General features: G+C 70.8%; 20 protein-coding genes. 10 read left to right on the forward strand and 10 right to left on the reverse strand.

The window, feature by feature from the left end:
* Positions 1–12: 12 nt before the first annotated feature.
* Both LUM46_RS07745 and tsaD read right to left on the reverse strand, forming a co-directional pair.
* Positions 13–735 carry a hypothetical protein gene (locus tag LUM46_RS07745; protein WP_274993196.1) on the reverse strand — a complete coding sequence of 241 codons (723 nt, stop codon included), beginning with the start codon at positions 733–735 and terminating at the stop codon, positions 13–15.
* An 86-nt stretch (positions 736–821) separates the two neighbouring features.
* A complete protein-coding gene (gene tsaD, locus LUM46_RS07750) occupies positions 822–1,865 on the reverse strand; it encodes a tRNA (adenosine(37)-N6)-threonylcarbamoyltransferase complex transferase subunit TsaD (RefSeq protein ID WP_274993197.1) in 1,044 nt (347 codons plus the stop codon).
* Positions 1,866–1,976: 111 nt separating this feature from the next.
* Here tsaD and LUM46_RS07755 point away from each other — a divergent pair, with 111 nt between their 5' ends.
* Positions 1,977–2,591, forward strand: a complete 615-nt coding sequence (locus tag LUM46_RS07755) for a malonic semialdehyde reductase (protein WP_274993198.1) — start codon at positions 1,977–1,979, stop codon at positions 2,589–2,591.
* 90 nt (positions 2,592–2,681) lie between these two features.
* Here LUM46_RS07755 and LUM46_RS07760 read toward each other — a convergent pair whose 3' ends face one another.
* Together LUM46_RS07760 and LUM46_RS07765 are read right to left on the reverse strand one after the other, a co-directional pair.
* On the reverse strand, positions 2,682–3,857 hold the full coding sequence (locus tag LUM46_RS07760) for a glutamate--cysteine ligase (protein WP_274993199.1): 1,176 nt from the start codon (positions 3,855–3,857) through the stop codon (positions 2,682–2,684).
* Positions 3,854–5,122 (reverse strand): class I SAM-dependent methyltransferase, encoded by a 1,269-nt coding sequence (locus LUM46_RS07765; protein WP_274993200.1) that lies wholly within the window; start codon positions 5,120–5,122, stop codon positions 3,854–3,856. Before LUM46_RS07765 ends, LUM46_RS07760 begins: the two co-directional genes overlap by 4 nt.
* A 333-nt stretch (positions 5,123–5,455) precedes the next feature.
* Here LUM46_RS07765 and groES point away from each other — a divergent pair, with 333 nt between their 5' ends.
* On the forward strand, positions 5,456–5,752 hold the full coding sequence (gene groES / locus LUM46_RS07770) for a co-chaperone GroES (RefSeq protein ID WP_253869104.1): 297 nt from the start codon (positions 5,456–5,458) through the stop codon (positions 5,750–5,752).
* 198 nt (positions 5,753–5,950) lie between these two features.
* On the opposite strand, the gene LUM46_RS07775 is transcribed toward groES, so the two are convergent.
* On the reverse strand, positions 5,951–6,238 hold the full coding sequence (locus tag LUM46_RS07775; protein WP_274993201.1) for a WhiB family transcriptional regulator: 288 nt from the start codon (positions 6,236–6,238) through the stop codon (positions 5,951–5,953).
* A gap of 190 nt (positions 6,239–6,428) precedes the next feature.
* Between LUM46_RS07775 and LUM46_RS07780 the strand changes: the two genes are divergently transcribed.
* Both LUM46_RS07780 and guaB read left to right on the forward strand, forming a co-directional pair.
* Positions 6,429–7,643 carry a MerR family transcriptional regulator gene (locus tag LUM46_RS07780; RefSeq protein ID WP_274993202.1) on the forward strand — a complete coding sequence of 405 codons (1,215 nt, stop codon included), beginning with the start codon at positions 6,429–6,431 and terminating at the stop codon, positions 7,641–7,643.
* A gap of 67 nt (positions 7,644–7,710) precedes the next feature.
* Positions 7,711–9,225: an IMP dehydrogenase gene (gene guaB, locus LUM46_RS07785; RefSeq protein WP_274993203.1), complete on the forward strand. Its 1,515-nt coding sequence runs from the start codon at positions 7,711–7,713 to the stop codon at positions 9,223–9,225.
* A 121-nt stretch (positions 9,226–9,346) separates the two neighbouring features.
* Here guaB and LUM46_RS07790 read toward each other — a convergent pair whose 3' ends face one another.
* Complete coding sequence (locus LUM46_RS07790; protein WP_274993204.1) at positions 9,347–10,960, reverse strand: flavin monoamine oxidase family protein; 1,614 nt, start codon at positions 10,958–10,960, stop codon at positions 9,347–9,349.
* Between the two features lie 351 nt (positions 10,961–11,311).
* Here LUM46_RS07790 and LUM46_RS07795 point away from each other — a divergent pair, with 351 nt between their 5' ends.
* On the forward strand, positions 11,312–11,950 hold the full coding sequence (locus LUM46_RS07795; protein WP_274993205.1) for a Rid family hydrolase: 639 nt from the start codon (positions 11,312–11,314) through the stop codon (positions 11,948–11,950).
* A gap of 73 nt (positions 11,951–12,023) precedes the next feature.
* Here LUM46_RS07795 and LUM46_RS07800 read toward each other — a convergent pair whose 3' ends face one another.
* Positions 12,024–12,746 (reverse strand): exonuclease domain-containing protein, encoded by a 723-nt coding sequence (locus LUM46_RS07800; RefSeq protein ID WP_274993206.1) that lies wholly within the window; start codon positions 12,744–12,746, stop codon positions 12,024–12,026.
* A 170-nt stretch (positions 12,747–12,916) separates the two neighbouring features.
* On the opposite strand from LUM46_RS07800, the gene LUM46_RS07805 reads away from it, so the two are divergent.
* The 4 genes from LUM46_RS07805 to LUM46_RS07820 all read left to right on the forward strand — a co-directional run bounded on the left by LUM46_RS07805 (position 12,917) and on the right by LUM46_RS07820 (position 16,778).
* Positions 12,917–14,041 (forward strand): GuaB3 family IMP dehydrogenase-related protein, encoded by a 1,125-nt coding sequence (locus LUM46_RS07805; RefSeq protein WP_274993207.1) that lies wholly within the window; start codon positions 12,917–12,919, stop codon positions 14,039–14,041.
* A complete protein-coding gene (locus LUM46_RS07810) occupies positions 14,038–14,517 on the forward strand; it encodes a GNAT family acetyltransferase (RefSeq protein WP_274993208.1) in 480 nt (159 codons plus the stop codon). Before LUM46_RS07805 ends, LUM46_RS07810 begins: the two co-directional genes overlap by 4 nt.
* A gap of 104 nt (positions 14,518–14,621) precedes the next feature.
* Positions 14,622–16,256, forward strand: coding sequence for a succinic semialdehyde dehydrogenase (locus LUM46_RS07815; RefSeq protein ID WP_274993209.1), 1,635 nt, complete (start codon positions 14,622–14,624; stop codon positions 16,254–16,256).
* 39 nt (positions 16,257–16,295) lie between these two features.
* A complete protein-coding gene (locus LUM46_RS07820) occupies positions 16,296–16,778 on the forward strand; it encodes a hotdog fold domain-containing protein (RefSeq protein WP_274993210.1) in 483 nt (160 codons plus the stop codon).
* Positions 16,779–16,802: 24 nt separating this feature from the next.
* Here LUM46_RS07820 and LUM46_RS07825 read toward each other — a convergent pair whose 3' ends face one another.
* A complete protein-coding gene (locus LUM46_RS07825; RefSeq protein WP_274993211.1) occupies positions 16,803–17,426 on the reverse strand; it encodes a SanA/YdcF family protein in 624 nt (207 codons plus the stop codon).
* A gap of 119 nt (positions 17,427–17,545) precedes the next feature.
* The gene (locus tag LUM46_RS07830; protein WP_274993212.1) at positions 17,546–18,457 is read right to left on the reverse strand and encodes a DUF4031 domain-containing protein; all 912 of its coding nucleotides are present in this window, start codon (positions 18,455–18,457) and stop codon (positions 17,546–17,548) included.
* A 174-nt stretch (positions 18,458–18,631) separates the two neighbouring features.
* On the opposite strand from LUM46_RS07830, the gene LUM46_RS07835 reads away from it, so the two are divergent.
* A complete protein-coding gene (locus LUM46_RS07835; protein WP_274993213.1) occupies positions 18,632–19,285 on the forward strand; it encodes a hypothetical protein in 654 nt (217 codons plus the stop codon).
* 28 nt (positions 19,286–19,313) lie between these two features.
* Here the strand turns inward: LUM46_RS07835 and LUM46_RS07840 are convergent, their stop codons facing one another.
* A complete protein-coding gene (locus LUM46_RS07840; protein ID WP_274993214.1) occupies positions 19,314–22,601 on the reverse strand; it encodes an Ig-like domain-containing protein in 3,288 nt (1,095 codons plus the stop codon).
* Positions 22,602–22,688 lie beyond the last annotated feature (87 nt).

The raw sequence follows: 22,688 nt of genomic DNA on the forward strand, positions 1-22,688 counted from the left end.
CCGGTCCGGTGCTCAGCGCGCGGTGCGCTCCTCGCTGAGCACCGTGATCTTCTGCCACACCTTGCGCGACATGCCCATGGTCAGCGTCTCGATGGTCGACACCGTGTTCAGCACTATGTCGTCCCGCGACTCCTCGGCGCACAGCGCCGCTGCCTTGCTCACGAGGGACAGGAGCTCGGTGCAGTACTCCAGGTAGTACTCGATCTGCTCGGGCGTGAGGCCGACGTCGGCGCCGTCGGTCCCGCCCAGGAAGGCGTCCCGGAGGCTCTCCGGCTCCTTGGTGAGCTGGTGCATGTCGACGATGTGCGCCAGGGAGCGCAGCCGGTGCAGCTTGGCCAGCAGCTCCGAGCGCTGGACACGCTCCGGGAACGAGTGCAGCAGCACCACGGCGATGGCCACGAACACGATGTCGTTCACCGCGCTCTCGATGAGCGGTAGCCAGTCGAGGCCGTTGTCCGGGGCATCGGTGAACGCGGACTCGATCGCGAAGCCGAACGCGACCAGCGCGACCAGCACCACGATCCCGATCACCGTGCGGGACCCGGCGCGGACGAGCCGGCTGCGCCGACGAGAGTCCTCCGAGGTGTCCGCCACCTGCTCGGTCAGGGCGACGAGCTCCTGCGCGACACGGTGGATGCCCCGCTCAGGGAACCGCGCGCCGATGCGGTCGCACAGGCGGCGAGCTGTCTCGATGACAGGGACGGGCTCGAGCTTCTCCAGCGTTCTGGCGGACACGGACGCAGCGTAGAGCCATCGGCGGGCCGCGCGGGGGCATTTCAGCCGATGGCTCGCGGCGGGCCGGTCAGCCGCCCGTCGCCGGGTCAGACGGTGATGGTCGTGAGTGGCATCGACGAGTCCACGGGGATGTCCAGGCTGCTCGGGGCGACCCCGGCGCGCACGACGGCGGAACCCAGCGCCGCGATCATCGCGCCGTTGTCGGTGCAGTAGCGGATCGGCGGGATGCGCAGGTCGATCCCGGCCTCGGCGCAGCGCTTGGCCGCCATCTCCCGCAGCTGGCTGTTGGCCGAGAACCCGCCACCGATCACCAGCGTGTCCACACCGTGCTTGTGGCAGGCGGCGATGGTCTTGGCGGTCAGCACGTCGGCGACCGCCTCGGCGAACGAGGCGGCGACGTCGTTCACGGGGATGGCCTGCCCGGCGTCGGTGCGCGCCTCGACCCAGCGGGCGACCGCCGTCTTGAGGCCGGAGAACGAGAAGTCGTAGGCGTGCTTCGCCTGGTCCTTCGCGGCGGTGAGGCCACGGGGGAAGCGGATGGCCGTGGGGTCGCCCTCGCGTGCGAGCCGGTCGATGTGCGGGCCGCCGGGGTAGGGCAGCCCGAGCAGGCGGCCGACCTTGTCGAAGGCCTCGCCGGCGGCGTCGTCCAGGGTGGAGCCGAGCTCCGTGACGTTCGTGGCGATGTCGTCCACCATGAGCAGCGAGCTGTGGCCACCGCTGACGACGAGCGCCATCGCACGCTCCGGCAGCGGCCCGTCCACGAGCTGGTCCACGCACGCGTGCCCGATGACGTGGTTCACGCCGTACAGCGGCTTGTTGAGGCCGATCGAGAGGGCCTTCGCGGCGGACGCACCGATGGTGAGCGGTCCCACGAGGCCGGGGCCCGCGGTGACGGCGACCGCGTCGATCTCGGACAGGTCGACGTCGGCGTCACCGAGCGCCTTCTGGATGGTGGGGATCATCGCCTCGAGGTGGGCCCGGCTGGCGACCTCGGGAATGATCCCGCCGTAGCGGGCGTGCTCTTCCATCGAGCTGGCGACGGCGTCGACCAGCAGCTCGTTTCCGCGCACCAGAGCGACACCGGTCTCGTCGCAGGAGGTCTCGATGCCGAGGACCAGGGGTTCTGCCATGTGCTCCAGCCTAATTGGTCGCGGTGGTTCAGTGGTGTGCCACCGCGTCGTGTGTCCGGGTTCATAGTTGAATTCGGAACTATCGCTGGGGGCAACCTTGTTGGCACCGGCATGACCGAGACTCTTGAAGCTCCGGGCCTCGCCATCGACGACGCGACCGCCGACCGCCTGTTCCGCACGGCGCGCACCGTGACGACGTTCGCCGGGTCCGACGTGACCGACGAGCAGCTCGCCGCCGTCTACGACCTCATCAAGTGGGGCCCCACCTCGATGAACGTCAGCCCGCTCCGGGTGCTGGTCGTCCGCACGCCGGAGGCGCGGGAGCGCCTCGTCGCGAACATGCCCGAGGGCAACCGGGAACGCGTGGCGAACGCGCCCGTCAGCCTCGTGCTCGCGTACGACCCCGAGTTCCACGAGCGCCTCGACGTGCTGGTCCCGCACCTGCCGGGCGCCCGCGAGATGTTCGCGGCCGACGACGAGGCCCGGGCCTCCGCCGCGCGGACCAACGCGCTGCTGCAGGCCGGCTACCTGATCGTGGGCCTGCGCGCCGCGGGCCTGTCCGCCGGGCCGATGCACGGCATCTACGACGGGATCGACGCGGAGTTCTTCACCGAGAGCGGCTGGAAGGGCTTCCTCGTCGTCAACGTCGGCTCCGCCGAGGGTGCCGAGACGAGCCGGCCCCGCGCTCCACGCCTCGAGTTCGACGAGGTCTCGCAGGTCGTCTGAACTCTTCGCTCCCGATAGTCGAGCTGGTCGAGACCTGGTGGGGTCTCGACCAGCTCGACCACCGGTTTCTTCCCACCAACGGTGAGCCGGTCAGACGGGTAGCGGGTGGCCCGCCCGCATCTCCGCCACCATCGCGCGCACGACCGGCACCAGGTCGCCGTCGTGCGCCGCGGCCACTGCCTGCTGCCGCTGGTACGAGGCGCCCGTGCGGATGATCTCCCGGACACCGGCAAGCTCCGCCGTGCAGCCGAGCCGGTGCGCGACCGGCTCCAGCTCGACGAGCAGCTTGCCGATGGCGTCGACGACCGGCCCCTGGTTGCCGTCGGCGTCGAGGATCACCGTGGCGTCGAGGCCGTAGCGGGCCGAGCGGAACTTGTTCTCCTGCACGAACCACGACGGCAGGACCGGCAGGGTCCGGCCCTGGTCCAGCTGGGTCGACAGGTGCTCCACGAGGCAGTGCACCAGCGCGGCCAGCACGAGGGCCTCGGACAGGTTGGTCGGGCCGTCGCAGACCCGCACCTCGAGCGTGCCGAACTTCGGTGAGGGCCGCACGTCCCAGTGGACCTCGTTGAACGCCTCGACCGCGCCGACGTGCAGCATGTCGCCCGCGTACGACTCGAGCTCCTGCCAGGTCTCGAACGGGACGGGCAGCCCCGAGCTGGGGATCTGCTGGAACAGCAGCGACCGGTTGGACGCGTATCCCGTGTGCTGGCCGGCCCAGTACGGCGACCCGGCCGACAGCGCCTGCAGGTGCGGGAAATAGGTGAGCATCGCGCGCATCAGCGGGAGCGCCTTGTCGCGGTGCTCGATCCCGACGTGGACGTGCAGTCCCCAGATGATCAGCTGAGCGCCCCACACACCCGTGCGCTCCATGATGCGGGCGTAGCGATCCTTCTCGCCGACCTGCTGATCGGCGGCCCGCGCGAACGGGTGCGTGCCGCCACCCATCAGGTCGAGCCCCAGCGGGTCGGTCACCGCCCGCACGCGGTCGAGGGTGCGCGTGAGGTCCGTCCCGGCGTCCGCCACGGTGCGGCAGACGCCGGTCACCAGCTCGACCGTGTTCTTCATGAACTCGCCGGCCACGTGCGGCGCGTAGATCGCGGCGCCCTCCGGTGGTCCGACGGCGTCGCGCGCGAGGGCTTCGAGGACCTCCGGCGCGGACTGGGAGAGGTCTGCGGTGTCGGACCGGACCAACCCGATCTCCCACTCCAGGCCCACGGTCGAGCGTGGGGATTCGCCGAAGCCGAGCCGGGCCGGCGAGCTCATACGGGTCCCAGTGGTTCGACGAGAAGCACCTGTTGGTTGCCTGCCACACGTGTGAGCACGATCGTCGCCTCCTCGGTCCCGGTGAGCACGAGCTGCTTACGAAGTTGTTCAGGCACCACGGCGGTGCCGCGCTTCTTGATCGTGATGCGTCCGACGTTCCGGTCACGCAGGTATGCCTTGAGCCGCTTCAGGCCGAACGGCATGGTGTCGAGAACCCGATAGCCGGTGGCGATCGGCGCCCGGGCGCCGACCGAGTCGGCGGGCCTGGCCGGCGGCAGGTCGGCCGGGCTGTCCGTGGTGACGTAGGCGATGGTCGGGTCGACGAGGCGTCCACCCAGCTCGGCGGCAGCCTGGCCGACGAGCCCGGCGCGGATGACCGCCCCGTCGGGCTCGTAGAGGTACTGGCCGACGTCGCCGACGTCCGGCACGACGTCATCGCCCCGCACGGTGCGGCTCAGGGTGTGCTCCTTGCCGTCGCCGTCGGTGAACGTGCGCAGCACGAGCGCCGACCGCCCCGGACCGTCCGGGGCGAGCGGGCCGAACCAGAGCCCTGCCTCGACCACGTCGCCGTTGACCGAGACCCACTGCGTCTCGGCGTCGTCGGGCAGTCCGTCGTGCGGAATGCCCGGGCCGACCTTGATGCCCACCGCGGGCACGGTCTCGCGTAGTGCCCAGACGGAGTCGAGCGAGGGCTCGTAGGCGCGCGGGTCGAAGATTCGGCGGCTCCGTGCGCCCGATCCGCCACTGACCCGGCGGGCCGGGTCAGCGTAGACGCCCTCGATGCCCTCGGCGCGCAGGTCGAGGGAGAGGCCGTCGGCGTGCCGCACGTCCGCCTCGGGGAAGTGGCGCAGGTTCCACTGCGCGATGGCGGCGGTGCACTCGTCCAGGTCGGTGGCGACCACACGGAGGCCGGTCCCCGCGAACGCGAGCGAGTCGGCACCGATGCCGCAGGTGAGGTCGGCGAGCGCGGTGATACCCGCGTCGAGGTAGCGCCGGGCGTGCAGCGCCGCGACGAGGAGCCGGGTGGCCTGCTCCAGGCCGTCCGCGGTGAAGAGCATCCCGTCGGCGAAGTCGCCGAACTTGGCCCGAGCCTTGGCGCGCAGCCTGGACTGGGTCACCACCGCGGCCGCGAGGTCCGGTGCCACGCCCTTGGCCCGCAGGGTCGTCACGGTCTTCATCGCGTGTCGCTCGTCATAGGGCGGGAGGGCACCAAGCAGGGCCCAGCCGTCTGGGCTGAGCAGTTTGCTCAGAATCGCCGCATCCATGGGAAGATCTTTCCACGTTTGTCCTGGTCGTGACGAGCGGCGCGACGCAACCTTTTCGTCGAGATGGCGAGATTCCGGTGTGGCGACCGCGCGTCGGGCGCACGTGGTGTGAGCCACTCCACCCGATTGGCACTCGCCTTGACCGAGTGCTAGCGCCGACCTAGATTTGGGGTTGTTCACCGCCGCGGGATCCCGGTTCACGGGCCCGTGGGGGAGAACCCAGACGTTCGTGCCCGCCGGCACCCGCGACGACGGCGGACCGTCGAACGTTCGAGCCACTCAGTCCATCACGCAGCTGATCTCTCGATCCGCTCACGAAAGAGGAGGTCCGACGTGTCGGTCCCCATCAAGCCGCTCGAGGACCGGATCGTCGTCAAGGCTCTCGAAGCCGAGACCACGACCGCTTCCGGCCTGGTCATCCCGGACACCGCCAAGGAGAAGCCCCAGGAGGGCGAGGTCCTGGCCGTTGGCCAGGGCCGTATCGACGACAACGGCAACCGTGTGCCGCTCGACGTCGCCGTCGGTGACAAGGTGATCTACTCCAAGTACGGCGGCACCGAGGTCAAGTACGCGGGTGAGGAGTACCTGGTGCTCTCGGCCCGCGACGTCCTCGCCGTGGTCGTGAGCTGACTCCAGCCCACGCCAGCTAGAAGACGAAGGCCCCGCACCTCTCGGTGCGGGGCCTTCGCCTTGCCCGACGCTCTTGCCGAGCGCAGCCTTGCCCGCCGAAGTAGTCGTCTCGCGAAGTAGTCCTGCAGCGGCAGCGCTGCGTGACTACTTCGCCAGACGACTACTTCGCCACGACGAGTGGTTCAGGTGCTGCGTGGTTCAGGCGGAGACGGACTTGCCGGCGAGGATGGCCGACCGCTCGTCCTCGCTGAGTCCGCCCCACACTCCGTACGGCTCGCGCACGCGGAGCGACTGCTCGCGGCACTGCATCATCACGGGGCAGGAGCGGCAGATCGCCTTGGCGGCCTCAGCACGCCTGCGGCGCGTCGACCCTCGCTCGCCCTCGGGGTGGAAGAACAGGGTGTCGTCCGCGTCGCGGCACGACCCCTGGTACTGCCATTCCCACAGTTCCATCACCGGACCGGGAAGCCTCGAGATCTCCGTCATGGCGAACAACCTACAAGTTGTGCAGAAGTTGTTCAAGGGGCAGTTTTTCAGCAACTGGCCTGAATCGGGTCAGGGGAACCGCGCCAGGGCTGACCGGGTTTGTTCCGATCTCAACCGGATTACACCGAGATCGGCGGCACGCCGGGTTTCGCAGTGGCGCGGAGAGGCCTAGGTCGGCAGAATCGAGACCATGACATCTTCGCGGCCTGCCCAGAGCTCGGGCGGGTCACGTGCGTCCAGCCCCGGACTGGCCGTCGCCGCCGTAGCGAGACGCCTCGGGGTTGCGCCGGCGACCCTCCGTACGTGGGACCGCCGGTACGGGCTCGGCCCGTCGGGTCGTACCGCCGGATCGCACCGCCGCTACACGCCGGACGACGTGGCCCGACTCCTCGTGATGCGCCGCCTCACGCTCGAGGGCGTCGCGCCGGTGGACGCCGCGCGGGCCGCGGTCGAGGCGGGGGAGGCAGAGCTCGAGGCGGCCACCCGGACCGCGCCCGCGCTGCCTGCCGTCGAGGTGGAGGCTGACTCGGAGGGCGCGGGGCCGGAGTTCGCCGAGACGTTCCTCGGCACGGTCGAGGCACCCACCGAGCCCGGTGCCGAGGACCCGCCGGGTGGCAAGGACGGGGAGGAGCCGAAGGAGGAGCCTCGTGGACGGGCGCGCCTGCGGGCGCTCCCCGGCGGGGCGACGGGTGGTGACGCACCTGCCGCAGCCGGGCCGCGGGCCGCCTCGGGCGCGGCCCCCGCGCCGACGTCGGGCCGGGTGTCCGCCCTGGTGGACGCCGCTCTGGCCTACAGCAGGACCGCGTGCGACAACCTGCTCGCGCTGGGCCCCGAGGGAGATCCCGCGACGTGGTGGACCGATCTGGTCGAACCCGCCTGGCTGCGTCTCTCCGAGCGCACCGTCCTCGCGGGACCGGGCGAGATGCCCGAGGTGGTGCTCGCGACCGCCGCGCTGCGCGCGCTGCGTCACTACACCGAGGAGTTCGAGCGGGTGATGGTCGAGGCGGGCGGCCCGCCGGCCAACCACCCGAGCCGGATGCGCAAGATCGTCCTCGTGTTCGCCGCGCCCGACGAGGTGGTGCCGCTGTCGGCGCACGCCCTCGCCGCGGCGCTGGCCGCGCAGGGTTCGATGGCGCGGATCGTCACGGGTCCCGCGAGCACGCACCGCTCGGTCGAGCTGGTGACCATGGTCCGGCCGACGGCCGTGGTCCTGGCCACCACCCAGAACAAGCCGGACCTCGACGTCGTGCACGCGGTGAACGAGGCCTATCCGGAACTGCCGATCTTCGTGGGCCTGCGGGCCGACGCCGCGGCGACCGACCTGCCGTTCGGCCCGACCGTGCAGCGCGTGCGCTCGTTCACAGGGCTGTTGCACGAGGTGCTCGCGGTCATCAAGGCGAGGTGACGCACGCCTCGGGCCGGCCGGCCCGCCCGCCCAGGATCTGTTGCGGTGCGGGCCGTAGACTTGCTGCATGACGGACCAGACCTCGCCGGCCGACCCGTTCGGTTTCCTCGGGCTCACCTATGACGACGTCCTGCTGCTGCCGGGTTACTCCGACCTGGCGCCGTCGGACATCGACACGACCTCTCGCCTGACGCGCGAGATCTCGCTCAAGATTCCGCTGCTGTCAGCGGCGATGGACACGGTCACCGAGTCGGCGATGGCCATCGCCATGGCTCGCCAGGGTGGCCTCGGTGTCCTGCACCGCAACCTCTCCATCGAGGACCAGGCCCAGCAGGTCGACCTGGTGAAGCGGACCCAGACCGGCATCATCACGAACCCCGTCACCATCGGCCCGGACGCCACGCTCGAGGAGCTCGACACCCTCGCGGGCCAGTTCCGGATCTCCGGCTTCCCGGTGGTCGACCTCGAGAACAAGCTCATCGGCATGGTCACCAACCGCGACCTGCGTTTCACGCCCGTCGCCGAGTGGGCGACCACCAAGGTGGACGAGGTGATGACGCCGCAGCCGCTGATCACCGGCCCGTCGACCATCTCGCGTGACGACGCCACGCTGTTGCTGCGCAAGCACAAGCTCGAGCGCCTGCCGCTGATCGACCCGGACGGCCGCATCACCGGTCTCATCACCGTCAAGGACTTCGTGAAGTCCGAGCAGTTCCCCGACTCGTCCAAGGACGGCCAGGGCAGGCTCATGGTCGGCGCGGCGATCGGCTACTTCGGCGACTCGTGGCAGCGCGCGACGGCCCTGATCGAGGCCGGCGTGGACGTGCTCGTCGCCGACACCGCGCACGGCAACGTCCGCATGCTCATCGACATGGTCAGGCGCCTCAAGACCGACCCGGCCACCAAGGACGTGCAGGTGATCGGCGGCAACGTCGCCACCCGCCAGGGCGCCCAGGCGTTCGTCGACGCGGGAGCCGACGCCGTGAAGGTCGGCGTCGGGCCGGGGTCGATCTGCACCACGCGCGTCGTGACCGGCGTCGGTGTCCCGCAGATCACCGCCGTCTACGAGGCGTCGCTCGCCTGCAAGCCCGCGGGCGTGCCCGTCATCGCCGACGGCGGCCTCAAGCACTCCGGCGAGATCGGCAAGGCCCTCGTGGCCGGTGCCGACAGCGTCATGCTCGGCTCGCTCTTCGCGGGCTGCGAGGAGACCCCGGGTGACCTGGTTCTCGTCAACGGAAAGCAGTTCAAGACCTACCGCGGCATGGGCTCGATGGGTGCGATGTCCTCGCGCGGCAAGAAGTCGTACTCCAAGGACCGGTACTTCCAGGCCGAGGTCACGAGCGACGACAAGATCGTGCCCGAGGGTATCGAGGGGCAGGTCGCCTACAAGGGCCCGCTGTCCACGGTGGCCCACCAGCTCATCGGCGGCCTGCACCAGACGATGTTCTACACCGGCGCCCGGACCGTCCCGGAGCTGCAGGCCAACGGCAGGTTCATCCGCATCACGTCGGCGTCGCTCAAGGAGAGCCACCCGCACGACGTGCAGATGACCGTCGAGTCGCCGAACTACAGCGGCTTCTGAGTCCCGCGTCGGCCGAGGCCGTCCCCGTGGGCCGAGCCCGTCGAGACCAGGTCTCGACGGGCTCGACCCACGGTGGGGCTCGACCAACGGTTGAACAAGTTCGGCTGGTCCGGTCCGGGCGTCAGCTGGACATGACGCGTTCGTGCAGGGCCTGGACGGTGTAGCGCGCCGACCAGAACGCGCCGTGCTGCCACGCGGAGATCTCCGACATCCAGTCGCCCGCGAAGTACACGTTGCCGGCGCCCTGCTGCAACCGCTTGAAGCCGGTCGAAGCGGTGTTCGGAAAGGCCCAGGCGCCTTCGACGTAGGGCACCTTGTGCCAGGCGATGGAGAACGAGCCGTCCAGCTCGGTGCGGTACTTCTCCCCGTGGATCTTCACTCCCTGCTCGACCGCGCGCAGCTCTCGCTGCCTCGGGGCCATGGCGCCGTAGGCGCGGGCGTTGGCCCCGGTGTTGTAGTACCCGATGACGAGTCCCTTCTTCTCGCCGTACCCGTACGACGGGTACCACAGGTGGGCGAGGTCCATGTCGGTCTCGGTGATCCCGCCGAAGATCCGGTGGTCGTCCTCCCAGAACCGTGACCGGTACTGCAGGCCGATCTTGCCCGCGGGCGAGCCCACGGCGAACTCGCCCAGCGCCGCATCGACCTCGGGCCCCCAGTTGGTGTCCCACCGCCGCATGAGACCCGCGGGCGCCGAGACCACCGCGAAGTCCGCCTCGATCTGCCGCTCCCTGCCGTGCGGGGCGGTGTAGGTGACCTTCACCCCGCCGCCGGTGTTCTCGACACCCGTGACCGGCGAACTGAGGTGGACGTTCTGGCTGCCGATGGCCCGCACCAGGTACCGGTAGATCGTGTCCATGCCGCCCTTCGGCTGGAACATGAGCATCGACTGCTCCCAGTTGATCTCGAACGGGAAGTACTGGCCCACCTTCGAGGCCAGGACGTCGGAGACCGTGCCAGGACCGGGCAGGGGCGTGCCGTGCTCGTTCCATGCTGACGGATAGACCTCGTAGCCGCGGTTGCTGCCGCCGGCGTAGGTGCCGTCGGGCCTGAGCGACCCCCAGCTGCGCAGGAAGGAGCGCAGGTTCTCCTTGTCCTCGGCGGTCAGCTTCTGGTCCAGGGCGCCCTGGTCGGTGGCGTGGTGCAGCAGCTCCGAGGTGTAGCCGAAGACATCCGCCTTGGCGGTGCGGTAGCGGAGTGGGCTGCCCGGTGTCGCGCCAGACTTCTCGTTGTACAGGTAGGCGTCGGCGTTGGCGTTCGTGAAGACCTCGTACGGCACCCCCAGCTCACGGAGATAGTCCATGGTGACCATCCACTGGGCGATCCTGCCCGCGCCCGCGTTCATGTAGATGCCGTCGGCGAACCTCGCGGTCTGCTTGACGCCGTCGATGTCGGTCTCGGAGTCCCCGCCGCGGATCGTGAGAGTGCGCCCGCCCGGCCGGTGGCGGGCCTCGAGCACGGTCACCCGGTAGCCGGCCTTCTGCAGCTCGTAGGCGGTGGCGAGGCCTGCCGGACCCGCTCCGACCACGACCACCTTCTTCGCGGAACGGCCGGTCAGCGTGAAGTCGCTGCCACGCGGCGGAACCCAGGAATCTGGCCTCGGCTGGGCTGCGGCGCTGGGGGCAAGGCCCATCGCGCCCATCGTCGCGAACATGACGCCGGCGCTGGAACCCGCGCCGACGGCCTGCAGGAAGTTGCGGCGGGAGACGCCGGAGGTGCTCTTCTCGGTGACCACGGTCCCTACCTCTCGTGTCGACAGGCCTGACGTGCCGCGGAACCCGGCCTGGAGCCAGGAACCGCCGTCAGTACCGCGACGGACGCTAGGGAGGGCAAATCACCAGGACGGGTCTGTACCGTTTCTACGGAATTGCCCGCAGTAACCATGGTGTTTCGGGTCTTCTCGCAGGTCATCGGCTATCCAGGGGCGATACGGACGACAGCGTCCGGCGCGTTCCCAGCACGACCCGCGGCGTTCATCCCGCGGAAACGCTCCGTGGCTAGCGTCACGCGCCACCCGGTGCCGACCGCCGGGCCACACCGCATCCGGGCACCGTCGGGCGCCCGGCCGGCCAGATGGAGGAGCACCATGAAGAACCGCACCAAGCTCGTCGCCGCCGTCGTCCTGACCGCCGCGGTAGCGGTCCCCGGGACTGCCTTCGCCGCCACGCACGTCTTCCGGCCCGACCCTGGCCGAGCCCACTCGTTCGTCACCGGGAACACCCCGCTCATCGCCGACGGCGTGGCGATCGGCAAGAACGTCTCCTGGTACAAGTCCTCCGGGCTCGGCCCGGCGGCCCGCAACACCGCACCCGGCGTGTCCACGGAGGAGCGCTACATCCCGACGGACGTCTTTCCGGGCGGCGAGCTGCCCGACGGCGTGACCCTCACCGAGGCCCAGGGCATCAACGCCCTCACCCGGATCGGCGAGAACCTGGACAAGGCCGGCCTGTCCTACGACGACGTCGTCTCCATGCGCGTGTTCCTGCAGAACCCCGAGGGCGAGGAGAAGATGGACTTCGCCGGGTGGAACCGGGCCTACCGCCAGTTCTTCGCCAACACGAACCTGTCCACCGGCGAGGCGCTCGACGTCCAGCTCGGATCGGCGACGACCGCGCCGATGGTCGTCAACGAGGCTCGTCCGTCGCGCTTCGCCCTGGAGGTCGAGAACCTGCCGGTGGACGGGTGGCTCGTCGAGGTCGAGGTCGACGCGGTGTACTCCCGCTGACCGACACCACGCCGCCGTCGAGCCAGGCCACGCCCCGGGCGCCCGGGGCGTGGCCGCTGGGCTCGGTGCCGGTTCAGAACCCGGCCGAGTACTGCACCGGCCACACCCCCGACGCGCCCGGGCCGTCGAGGCCCTGCTCGCGACGCCATTCGTTGAAGCTCACCGCCCACTGCCGGTGCGCACCGATCTGCTGCTGGTGCAGGTCCGTCAGCGACATGCGCGCCAGCTGCGGGAACCGGCGGGCCAGCGCCTCCAGCACGTCGAGCGTGGCGAGCACGTCGACCTCGGCGGTGTGCAGGTCGCCGTCGGCGATGACGCCGTACCACTGCGACAGGTCGCCGAGGCGCCGCTTGCCCGTGCGGTACCGGTCCAGCCAGCGGTCGATCACCAGGGGGTCGACGACCGGCGCGACCGGGTGGCCCAGCCGCTGCGGGAGGGTCTTGAGCCCGTGGCGCAAGAGCTCGGCGTCGAGCAGGGAGAGGTCGAACGCCGCGTTGTAGGCGACCACGGGGACGTCGTCCGCCAGGTGCTTCGCGAGCTCCGTGGCGATCTCCTCGAGCGCCTCCCGCGGCTGGACGCCGTGGGCGCGGGCGTGCTCGGTGGAGATGCCGTGGATGGCCGCGGCCTCCTCCGGGATCTCCACGCCCGGATCCATCAGCCAGGTGCGGACCTCGGTGCCCACGCCCGGCGTGCGCAGCACGAGGGCCGCCGTGACGATGCGGTCGCCCGCGACATCGACCCCCGTGGTCTCCGTGTCGAAGCCCAGCAGCGGCCTGTCGATCCAGGTCTCGTTCATGGTGTCCTCCCTGCTCGTCCCGGTTTCCGGGCCGTGTCGTCCAGCACTGCCCGGTCGCCCGGTGCGTCCATGGAGAACCTTGCCACCGCTCACCGACACTGTGGTTCGTCCCACCCGGCACATCACGGGATGCGGCGCGCTCCCTCAGGTCGGATGGGTAGGCTTGGCGGGTGAGCAACGAGATCGAGATCGGACGCGGCAAGCGCGGGCGGCGCGCCTATTCCTTCGACGACATCGCGGTGGTGCCGTCCCGTCGTACGCGTGACCCGAAGGACGTCTCGGTCGGCTGGCAGATCGACGCCTACCACTTCGACCTGCCGATCCTCGCGGCCCCGATGGACTCCGTGATGACCCCGGACAGCGCCGTCGCGCTCGGCCGGTTCGGCGGCCTCGGTGTGCTCGACCTCGAGGGCCTGTGGACCCGCTACGAATCGCCCGAGCCGCTGCTCGCCGAGATCGCGGCCCTGCCGGCTGACGAGGCGACGCGCCGGATGCAGGCGATCTACTCGGAGCCCATCAAGCCGGAGCTCATCACGCAGCGCCTCAAGGAGATCCGGGCGGCCGGTGTCACGGTCGCGGGCGCGCTGACCCCGCAGCGCACGCAGGAGTTCTACAAGACGGTGGTCGACGCCGGCGTCGACCTGTTCATCATCCGTGGCACCACCGTGTCGGCCGAGCACGTGTCGGGCAACGCCGAGCCGCTGAACCTCAAGCGGTTCATCTACGAGCTCGACGTGCCGGTCGTCGTCGGCGGGGCCTCGACGTACACCGCGGCGCTGCACCTGATGCGCACGGGTGCGGCGGGCGTGCTCGTCGGGTTCGGCGGCGGTGCCGCCCACACCACCCGTGTCAGCCTCGGCATCCACGCACCCATGGCCACCTCGATGGCCGACGTCGCCGCGGCCCGCCGCGACTACCTCGACGAGTCCGGCGGCCGCTACGTGCACGTCATCGCCGACGGCGGCGTGGGGCACTCCGGCGACATCGTCAAGGCGGTGGCCTGCGGTGCGGACGCCGTGATGCTCGGTGCCGCGCTCGCGCGTGCGGCGGAGGCGCCGGGCCGGGGCTTCCACTGGGGCCCCGAGGCACACCACCCCCAGCTGCCGCGCGGCGAGCGTGTCGAGGTGGGCACGGTCGGCACGCTCGAGGAGATCCTCTTCGGGCCGGGCAAGCAGGCCGACGGCACGCTGAACCTGGTCGGCGCGCTCCGGCGCGCCATGGCGACCACCGGCTACTCCGACCTCAAGGAGTTCCAGCGGGTCGAGGTCGTCGTGTCGCCGTACCAGCCGCGATGAGCGCGGTGTCCGAGGACGAGCAGCTCGCTCCCGTCCTGGCCGCGGCTCCTGCTGCCGACGGCGAGTTCGTCGAGATCACCGACGCCGACGTCGAGCAGGTCGTCGAGCTGTGGAAGACCTGCGGGCTGACCCGGCCGTGGAACGACCCGTACGTCGATATCGCCGACGCACGCGCCGGTGAGGGCTCGACCGTCCTGGCCGCTCGAGCCGGCGGCCGGGTGGCCGCGACAGCGATGGCCGGGCACGACGGGCACCGCGGCTGGCTCTACTACGTGGCCGTCGCGCCCGAGCTGCGGAGCACCGGCCTGGGCCGAGCGGCAGTCGTCGCGGCCGAGGCGTGGCTGGTCGCACGGGGTGCGCGCAAGATCCAGCTGATGGTGCGGACCGCCAACACGGATGTGCTCGATTTCTACGGTCGGCTGGGTTACACCGACCAGGAGTGCACTGTTCTGGGGCGCTGGGTCGAGTCCGACTGAGGTGCGTCGAGCGAGGTGAGCGCACTGCGCCGCCCGCGCTGTGAAAATCAGTTTCACACACCTATCAATACGTGGTGCAGGGTTTTGCGCGTAGGGTGGCGGCCATGATCGACGACGCAGCAGCCGACGCAGCGGCTAGTGGTGCGGTCGGCGGTGTGCTCGACCCGGAGCACCCGCAGGGGACGTTCGTCCTCGAGCCAGGGGTGATGGCCCCGCTGGTGGCTCGGATCGCAACCTCCGAGGGATCGGGCACCCATAGGTCCATGTGCCCCTTCACGGGCGCTCCGCTCGTGACGTTCCCGATCTCCTCCGCCGAGGACGTCGCCGCGTGCGCCGTCCGGGCGCGGGTGGCGCAGCGAAGTTGGGCACGACTGTCGGTGCGCGACCGGGCCGGAGTCCTCCAGCGGCTCGGCCGGATCGTCCTGGAGCGGCAGTCCGAGGCGCTGGACCTGATCCAGCTCGAGACCGGCAAGTCACGCCGTGCTGCCTTCGAGGAGATCGCGGACATCGCGCAGGTCGCCCGGCACTACGCCGTGCGGGGCGCGCGCTACCTCGCTTCGCGCCGGGTCCCGGGCATGGTCCCGCTGCTCGTCGGAGCGCAGGTGCACCGCCGTCCCGTCGGCGTGGTCGGTGCGATCGCGCCATGGAACTACCCGCTGGTGCTCGCGCTCTCCGAGGCGCTGCCCGCGCTCCTCGCAGGCAACGCGGTGGTGCTCAAGCCGGACCCGCAGACCACCCTCACCGCGCTCTGGGCCGCCGAGGCCCTGGACGACGCGGGCCTGCCTGCGGGCCTCTTCCAGGTCGTCGCGGGCGGCCCCGAGGTCGGTGAGGCGCTGATCGAGCACGTGGACCACATCTCGTTCACCGGCTCCACCGCCACCGGCCGCAAGGTCGCCGCGCGAGCGGGTGAACGCCTCATCGGAACCACGCTCGAGCTCGGCGGCAAGAACGCGCTCTACGTGACCGACGACGTCGACGTCGACGCGGCCGTCCCGGGCATCGTGCGGGCCTGCTTCTCGAACGCCGGTCAGCTGTGCGTGTCCGTCGAGCGTCTGGTCGTGCACGAGTCGGTCGCGGAGGAGTTCGTCGCGAAGTTCGTGCGTGCGGTGCGGAACCTCCGGCTCAGCCCGGCCCTGGACTACTCGGCGGAGGTCGGTTCGCTCACCTCCGCCGCACAGCTCGACAAGGTGACGGCGCACGTGGACGACGCGCTCGCCCGGGGCGCCCGAGTACTCGCCGGCGGAGTGCACCGCGCCGACGTCGGCCCGTACTTCTATGCCCCGACGGTGCTCGACGACGTGCCCGCGCAGGCAGTGGTCGCGCGCGAGGAGACCTTCGGACCGGTCGTGACGATCTCGCGCGTCGACTGCGACGAGGAAGCCGTCGCCGTCGTGAACGACACCGAGTACGGCCTGCACTCGGCGGTCTGGTCCCGCGACGTCGGCCGGGCTCGCCGGATCGCCGCGCGCATCGAGGCGGGATCGGTGGCGATCAACGACGGGTACACGATGACCTGGGGTTCGGTCTCCGCGCCGCTCGGCGGCTGGAAGGCCTCCGGTGTCGGCGCCCGGCACGGGACCGCCTCCATCGACGGCCTCACCCGCCAGCAGACCGTCGTGACGTCCCGTGGGGCCCGGTTCGGTGCCACGCTCGACAGCCTCTACGGCCTGGGAGGCGACACCCCGAGCCGCGTGCTGACCACTGCCCTGGAGGCGATGCGCAAGCTGCGCATGCCGTGAGGTGAATGGTCGTCACCGCGCCCGGGTACGCTCGCGCGCATGACGACGCAGCTCCATGCCTTCTGGAAGTCCGCCAACTCCCTGCCGGTCATCGGCGGGCTGCTCGGCAAGCGGATCTTCTCCCTGGTCTACTCCTTCAAGGCGCCGTACTTCGGCACCTTCGCCCCACGCGTGGTCGACATGCGGCCGAACCACGGCGAGGTGGTGGTGCCCAACCGGTGGCGCAACCGCAACCACATCGGCACCGTGCACGCGATCGCCGTCTGCAACGGGCTCGAGATGGCCATGGGCTCGCTCGCCGAGGCCACCGTGCCCGACGACAAGCGCTGGCTGCCGAAGGGCATGGAGGTGTCCTACCTCGCGAAGTCGACGGGCGACGTCACCTGCATCGCCGAGACCGACCAGGCGCAGTGGGACGGCGACGACCGGGACCTGCCGGTCCGGGTGCGCGGCGTCCTGGCCGACGGGACGGTCGTGGTCGAGGGCACCATCCACCTGTGGGTCACGCCGAAGAAGAAGTGACCCGGTCCTGACGGGGCCGCGGGGTCAGCGGGCCCGGCGGCGGGGGAGGGAGCGGACCGCCGCCTTCCAGCTGGCCGGCAGCTCCCGCACGTGCCACCAGGCCGCCCGCACGGGCACCGCGCTCGCGGCGCTCACACCCACGCCCACGGCGTCCAGGCCGGCCTCGACACAGGAGTAGAGGGTGCGGCGCACGTGGTAGTCCTGCGTGACGACGACGGCGGTGCGCACGCCGTACAGGTCGTAGGCACGGCGGCAGGTGGCGGTGGTGTTGAAGCCCTCGCGGTCCAGCACGATCGCGTCGTCGGGAACACCGAGGTCGTTGTCCAGGAGCCAGCTGCGCATCGAGCCGGGCTCGTCGTACCGCGTGCCGTCGGTGTTGTCGTGCGCGTCGCCGCTCAGGATGACCGTGGGTGCGATACCGGCGCGGTACAGCTCGGCGCCGCCCTCGACGCGGCGGCGCAGGTACGTCGACGGCGTGCCGTCGCTGCGGAGCCCGGCTCCGAGCACGATGACGGCGTCGGCCTTCTCGATCTCGTTCGCGTCGTGCCGCACCCGGGCATGGCCGGTGCCCTGCACGACGGCGACCGGGACGACGAAGGCGACGGCGAGCACACCCGCGACGACAGCCGCGGCCTTGAGTGGAGTCACGCGGGGAACGCTACCGCGTCCGTCCAGCGGCGTGTGGTCGGCAGCTCGTCACAAGGTCGGCAACTCGGACTGCCGACCACCTGACGTCTTGCCGACCACACGGGGACTTCCGGAAATCCTCACGCCGCCAGGGCCGACAGCTCCGCGGCTAGGTTTGCTTCTGCGCTCGGCTGCCAGCGGGCGGCGCCGGGCGCGGTGCGGAACAGCGGGCCACCGTCCAGGAGGGCGCGGAGCACCTGGGAACGGCCGGAGCGGAACAGGGGATCGGGCACGTCGCAGTACTCGGCGCGGACCTGGCGCGTGTACCGGGTGTAGACGGCCGGGCTCCCGCCGAGCACGGCCAGGTCGGCGTCGCTGACCAGGCCGCCGACGACGTCGTCGGACGCCGGGGCATGGTCCGCCGTCACCATGACCAGCCGCGCGATCTCGCTGACGTCCTCGCCCGAGACGCCGGTCCCGGCCAGCGGGCCGAGGAGCTCCGCCACCAGCCCGGCCGAGCGCTCCTCGTCCTGCCGCGCGACGCCGTCGTGCACCGCGTCGTGGAACCACAGGGCGAGACGAGCGTGCCAGAGCGCGCGCTCGGAGACGTGCGCCTCGGCCGCGACGGAGTCGAGCGCGTCCAGTGCGACGGCCAGGTGCAGGGTCGTGTGGTAGACCCGGTGCGGCTCGCGCCAGCGGTCCACCAGGTCCTCGCCGGCCGTGCGGGCCAGGCCCGGATCGGCCCACAGGCCGTCCCACCGGGTCAGCAGGGCCGCTCGCTTGGCACGGTTCCGCTCGGCTCCGGAGACCCGCAGGCCCGAGGCCGCCAGCCGCCGGGCCAGGTCCCCGCCCTCGACGGGTATCGCGCCCGCCGCGACCAGCGCGTCGTACCGCTCGGCGGGGACGTCGTAGTGGTCGAGGTCGAACGCGCGGTCGTGCACGCCTGCGGCTCGGGCGAAGAGGCGGAGCTCCCGCAGGGACCCGTCCGAGACCAGGTGGGAGAACAGGGTCCCGTGTGCGGGCCAGGTCGGCGGGTCGATGAAGAGGGCCACGGGGGAGAGCCTACGGCGCAGGGCGAGAGCGGATGCTCGGACGGCCGCGGAACCCCGGGGCCGGCGTGCGGCCAAGCATTGGAGGGCGCCGCTAGCATGACGTTCGCGGTGGTGGCCACGGTTCGACGGCCCGAACCGCATGCTGCTTGCCGGGCCGCCGAAGAAGGAGTCCTCTTGCCTACCCGTATCGGGTCGAGGAGCACGTTCGTCCGTCAGGGATGGATCGTGTTTCCCGTTGTCGTCGTCCTGGGAATGATCGCGATGGCGGTCGAGATCGCAGGAAACGACGACTCATTGGCGGCGGGACTTGAAACTGCGCCATACACCGTGCCAGCAGTTTTGGCCCTTGTCGTGGTGCTCGCCGTTGCGATCGAAGTTCTTAGGGATCTCAGGACCGGTGCGCGTCTCCGGTACGTTGCTCGGCTGCGACCGGATGCCACGGTGCGGCCCGTACAGTCGTTCCACCCGATGGTCGAGATGGCTCTTCGACTGGACGTCAGCCCGAGGGGCGTGGGGTACAGGGAACTGTCGTGCCAGGTGCTCGCGATCCTTCCCGACCGGGTGGAGTACTGGGCGACCAGTGGCGACGAGCCACGTTGGTCCGTGCCTAGCATTTCGGAGGAGGTCAGACTTGTCGCGGTCAGGGTCGACCTGAGGAAGATCGACGTGCTCCAGATCGCCGATACGGGATCGCCCGCGAAGATCGAGGTGCGCCCGGTTCTCCGGCCGGTATGGACCTCCTACCGGGCAAAGTACCGCCAGGAAGCGATGGAGCAGCTGGTCCGGGACCTTGGTCACGAGCCCTCGGATGTTCTCGTTGAGCCGTAGGGGCCTCCACGAACCACTGCCGGTCAGGTCAGGACCCGACAACCTGCCACGGGCCGTGCCGGTCCCCGGGTTCCTGGTTGCGGGTCCACCACTTCGCCCGGTAGCGATCGCCGTCATGCACCACGACGTCGCCCCGCACGAAGATCCGCGACGCCGTCCAGACGGCTGTGCCGTCCCCGGACCGGACGGCCTCCTGCCACGGTCCGTGCGGTGAGCCATCCGGCTCCTGACGGGTGGTCCAGGTCGCCCGGTAGTACGCCTTCTCGTGGAAGACCTCGTCGCCGGCGCGGTACCTCACCGACGTGTCCCAGACCGGCGCCGGCTCCCCGGGCACCTTCGCCATGACCTCGATCTCGCTCACGATCATGTGCGTGTTGTCCCGCGCGGTCATGACCACCCGGACGGCGTCGGCGCGCACCCCGGCGGGCAGGTCGACCACCGGCGCGGCACCGTCGGACGTCACCGGGACCGGCTCGCCGACGGACCGCCACTCGCCGCCGACCCGGGCTTCGAGCGCCACGGCGCTCGCCCAGCTCAGGTGCGAGCCGTCGCGGAAGAAGCGGGTGACGACACGGGTGACGTCACGTTCCGCGGGCAGGGTCACGGTCAGTGTGTCCTGCGTGTTCTTGGCGTCGGAGCGCCAGTTGGACCAGCCCTTGTCGCTCAGGTCGCCGTTGATCACTCGCTCGGCCGGGTAGCCAGGCTCGGTGTAGGTGGCGGACGCCGTGGTGCCGTCCGCGAGAGCCACGTTCGCCTCGCCCGGCTCGGTCACCAGCACACGGACGGTCGCGGGCAGGGTGGTGCCGTCCCCAGCATCGGCGGCGCCGGTCAGCTCGACCACGCCGATCTCGTCGAAGGCGCCGTCGGGAGCCTCGTCCCACGTGACCGGACGCTCCACCTTCGCACCGCCGGCCGCGACGGCGGTGACCACAGCGGGCAGCACCGCCGAGCCGCCCACGTACGCCGCACCCTGGGCGGGCAGGGTCCGGTCCAGGGTATCGACGACGACGGTCGCCGTGGCCTCGACCGTGCCACCGGCCGGGATCGCCACGGTGCCGGTGACCTCGACGACCCCGGCCCGCGCCCACGCGTCGTCACCGGGCAGGTCCCAGGTCACGGGCAGCGCGCCGCGTGGCCCGGCCGGGTAGACCGGCGTGACGGTCTGTGGCAACTCGGGCGTGGTGCCCGGGACGGTGAACACATCGACCGGTTCGGTGCCCAGCACGGTCTCGTCGACGATCGCCCAGCGCTGGTTCGCGTTGGAGTTGGCCAGATACGTGCCGACGGGGGAGCCGTCGGCCCTCGCCTCGCCACCGACCTCGAGCAGGGTGCGCGATACCGCGTTGACCAGCGTGTACGTGCCGTCCCCCGTGGTGGACAGCACCCAGCGGGCGGCGTCGGGAGTTTTGGTGGGGTCGGCCGGGGCGTCGACGAGCACCGCGGAGGTGTCCCCGCTGACCGCGAGCTGCTCCCCGGTGCCGACGTTGGTCACCGCGTAGCGCGTGCGGTGCGTGCCGGAGCCCTCGGGCGCGCCGAGGTCGGTGAGCGTCCACAGCTGCTCGGCCGCGGCGGAGTCGTCGGTGGAGATCTGCACCCCGCCGTCGCCGTCGGGCGCCAGCGAGAGGCCGGACTGGACGCCGTCGATCCGGAACACGTGACCGTCCTGCGCCAGCGGGGCGTCGTCCGCGACGCCGGAGACGCCGGCGACCAGGAACGTCGTGACGGACTCCGCCGGCACGGTGAGCGTCGCGGCGGCGTCCTGCACCGCTACCGGCTCGCCCTCGACGAGGTAGCCGTCGACGCTGGTGACGACGGGGGTGACCGTCGCGCCCGCGGCGACGTCCGCGAAACCGGAGAGGTCGAGGGTGACGTCTCGCTCCTCGGCCTGGTCGTTGATGTGCACGACGGTCGCGGCGTCACCGGAGGCTGAGACGGCGGCGGTGCTGTCCGTGTCGTCCACTCCGATCAGGCGGTCGCCCGGCGTGATGTGGTGCGTGAAGTTCTGGGTGACCCAGTACTTGGTGTTCGTGTAGATGGGGCAGGTCTCCAGCGTGTCCTGCTCGGTGCAGGAGAACGGGATCTGGATCTCGCCCCAGTTGCCGCCCTCGGGGCTCTCACCGCCGGGCGCCATGTTGTCGTAGTCCTCGACGGGCTGCCAGAACACCCACGCGGACGGTTCGAGCTCGCGCAGGTCGTCCACGATCTGGTGCGCGCTGCCCAGGCCGGACTCCATCGACTCGAAGTCCTGGCCGGTGGTGGACCAGGAGCCGCCGACCTCGCTCATCCACAGGGGCTTGTCCTCGCCCTTGGCGATGTCACGCACGGTGGTGCGCTGGCCGGTGCCGTAGGTGTGCACGTTGAGCTGCGACACCTGGTCGCGCACCGCGTCCGGGTAGGTGTTCCAGTTGGTGGCGAACCGGCCCGGGTTGGTCTCGTCCATCGCGGAGATCGCGGCGTCCGTCGTCGAGCCGTTGATCGCGTCGGCGAGAGCCGGGATCACCTGCTGCTGCAGGTCCGGGCCCATGTGGGCGCCTTCCTGGCGGCCGCCCGTCGGGTTGCCGTCGGCGCCGAGCTGGGTGCCCCAGTAGTTCGTGTTCGGCTCGTTGAACGGGTCGATGGTGTCGACGTCGATGCCGTGCGCGTCCTCGAGGCGCTCGGTCGCGCCGACGACGTAGGCGGCGAAGTCCTCGACGCTCTCGGGCTTGAGCTGGTCGGTGTTCGCGTCGAACCCGCCGGAGACGTATCCGCTGACGGTCTGGAACCAGGGAGGGGAGTTGCTGAACGTCTCCCAGTGGGTGATGTCGTCCTTGATGCGATCCACCCACCAGCGCTGCGTGGCGTCGGCGTCCGGGTTCCAGTGCCCGGGGTTCGCCGGGTCCCACCAGTCGACGTCCTCGCGGGTGGTGCCCTCCGGTGCCTTCCACCAGCCCTCGACGTCGGCGCCCGCGCGCAGGTAGTCGGGCACGTCGGGGGCGTTGCCGCCGCCGATGTTGTACCGGGCGATGTTGAGGTTCATCCCGTTCTCGCCGAACAGCATGTCGGCGAGTTCGTTCCGGACCTCGTCCGAGTAGCCGCCCGTGGCGTTCGCGAACCACACGAGGCTCGTACCCCAGCCCTCGAACGGCTCGCCCGCGTAGGACGGGTCCGGGCGCACGGTCACGCCCGGTGCCTCAGCGGCCGACGCGACGGTGATCGGGCCGGTGTCAGGCTGGGCGGCAGTGGCGGTCGCCGGGGGCAGGCCGGCCGCCAGCAGCGCGCTCGCCGTCAGGACGACGCCTGCGCGCCGCCGTCCTGCGTTCCTTCTGATCGAGCTCATCGTTGAGCCCTCCTCTCGCGTCAGTGCGACGGGTCGGCACGTACCGTGCTGATGTTGACGTGAACAACGACGCGTACGCGAACGGAT

It is taken from the genome of Promicromonospora iranensis (assembly GCF_028994805.1).
GTDB classification, from domain to species: domain Bacteria; phylum Actinomycetota; class Actinomycetes; order Actinomycetales; family Cellulomonadaceae; genus Promicromonospora; species Promicromonospora iranensis.

Bases quoted from the DNA above. Each gene is read 5' to 3' on its own strand.
- LUM46_RS07765 (WP_274993200.1), bottom strand. From the start codon at position 5,122: ATGGATGCGGCGATTCTGAGCAAACTGCTCAGCCCAGACGGCTGGGCC.
- tsaD (WP_274993197.1), bottom strand. From the start codon at position 1,865: ATGGCAGAACCCCTGGTCCTCGGCATCGAGACCTCCTGCGACGAGACC.
- LUM46_RS07795 (WP_274993205.1), top strand. From the start codon at position 11,312: ATGAAGAACCGCACCAAGCTCGTCGCCGCCGTCGTCCTGACCGCCGCG.
- LUM46_RS07820 (WP_274993210.1), top strand. From the start codon at position 16,296: ATGACGACGCAGCTCCATGCCTTCTGGAAGTCCGCCAACTCCCTGCCG.
- LUM46_RS07810 (WP_274993208.1), top strand. From the start codon at position 14,038: ATGAGCGCGGTGTCCGAGGACGAGCAGCTCGCTCCCGTCCTGGCCGCG.
- LUM46_RS07840 (WP_274993214.1), bottom strand. From the start codon at position 22,601: ATGAGCTCGATCAGAAGGAACGCAGGACGGCGGCGCGCAGGCGTCGTC.
- LUM46_RS07815 (WP_274993209.1), top strand. From the start codon at position 14,622: ATGATCGACGACGCAGCAGCCGACGCAGCGGCTAGTGGTGCGGTCGGC.
- LUM46_RS07760 (WP_274993199.1), bottom strand. From the start codon at position 3,857: ATGAGCTCGCCGGCCCGGCTCGGCTTCGGCGAATCCCCACGCTCGACC.
- guaB (WP_274993203.1), top strand. From the start codon at position 7,711: ATGACGGACCAGACCTCGCCGGCCGACCCGTTCGGTTTCCTCGGGCTC.
- LUM46_RS07800 (WP_274993206.1), bottom strand. From the start codon at position 12,746: ATGAACGAGACCTGGATCGACAGGCCGCTGCTGGGCTTCGACACGGAG.
- LUM46_RS07775 (WP_274993201.1), bottom strand. From the start codon at position 6,238: ATGACGGAGATCTCGAGGCTTCCCGGTCCGGTGATGGAACTGTGGGAA.
- LUM46_RS07755 (WP_274993198.1), top strand. From the start codon at position 1,977: ATGACCGAGACTCTTGAAGCTCCGGGCCTCGCCATCGACGACGCGACC.
- LUM46_RS07780 (WP_274993202.1), top strand. From the start codon at position 6,429: ATGACATCTTCGCGGCCTGCCCAGAGCTCGGGCGGGTCACGTGCGTCC.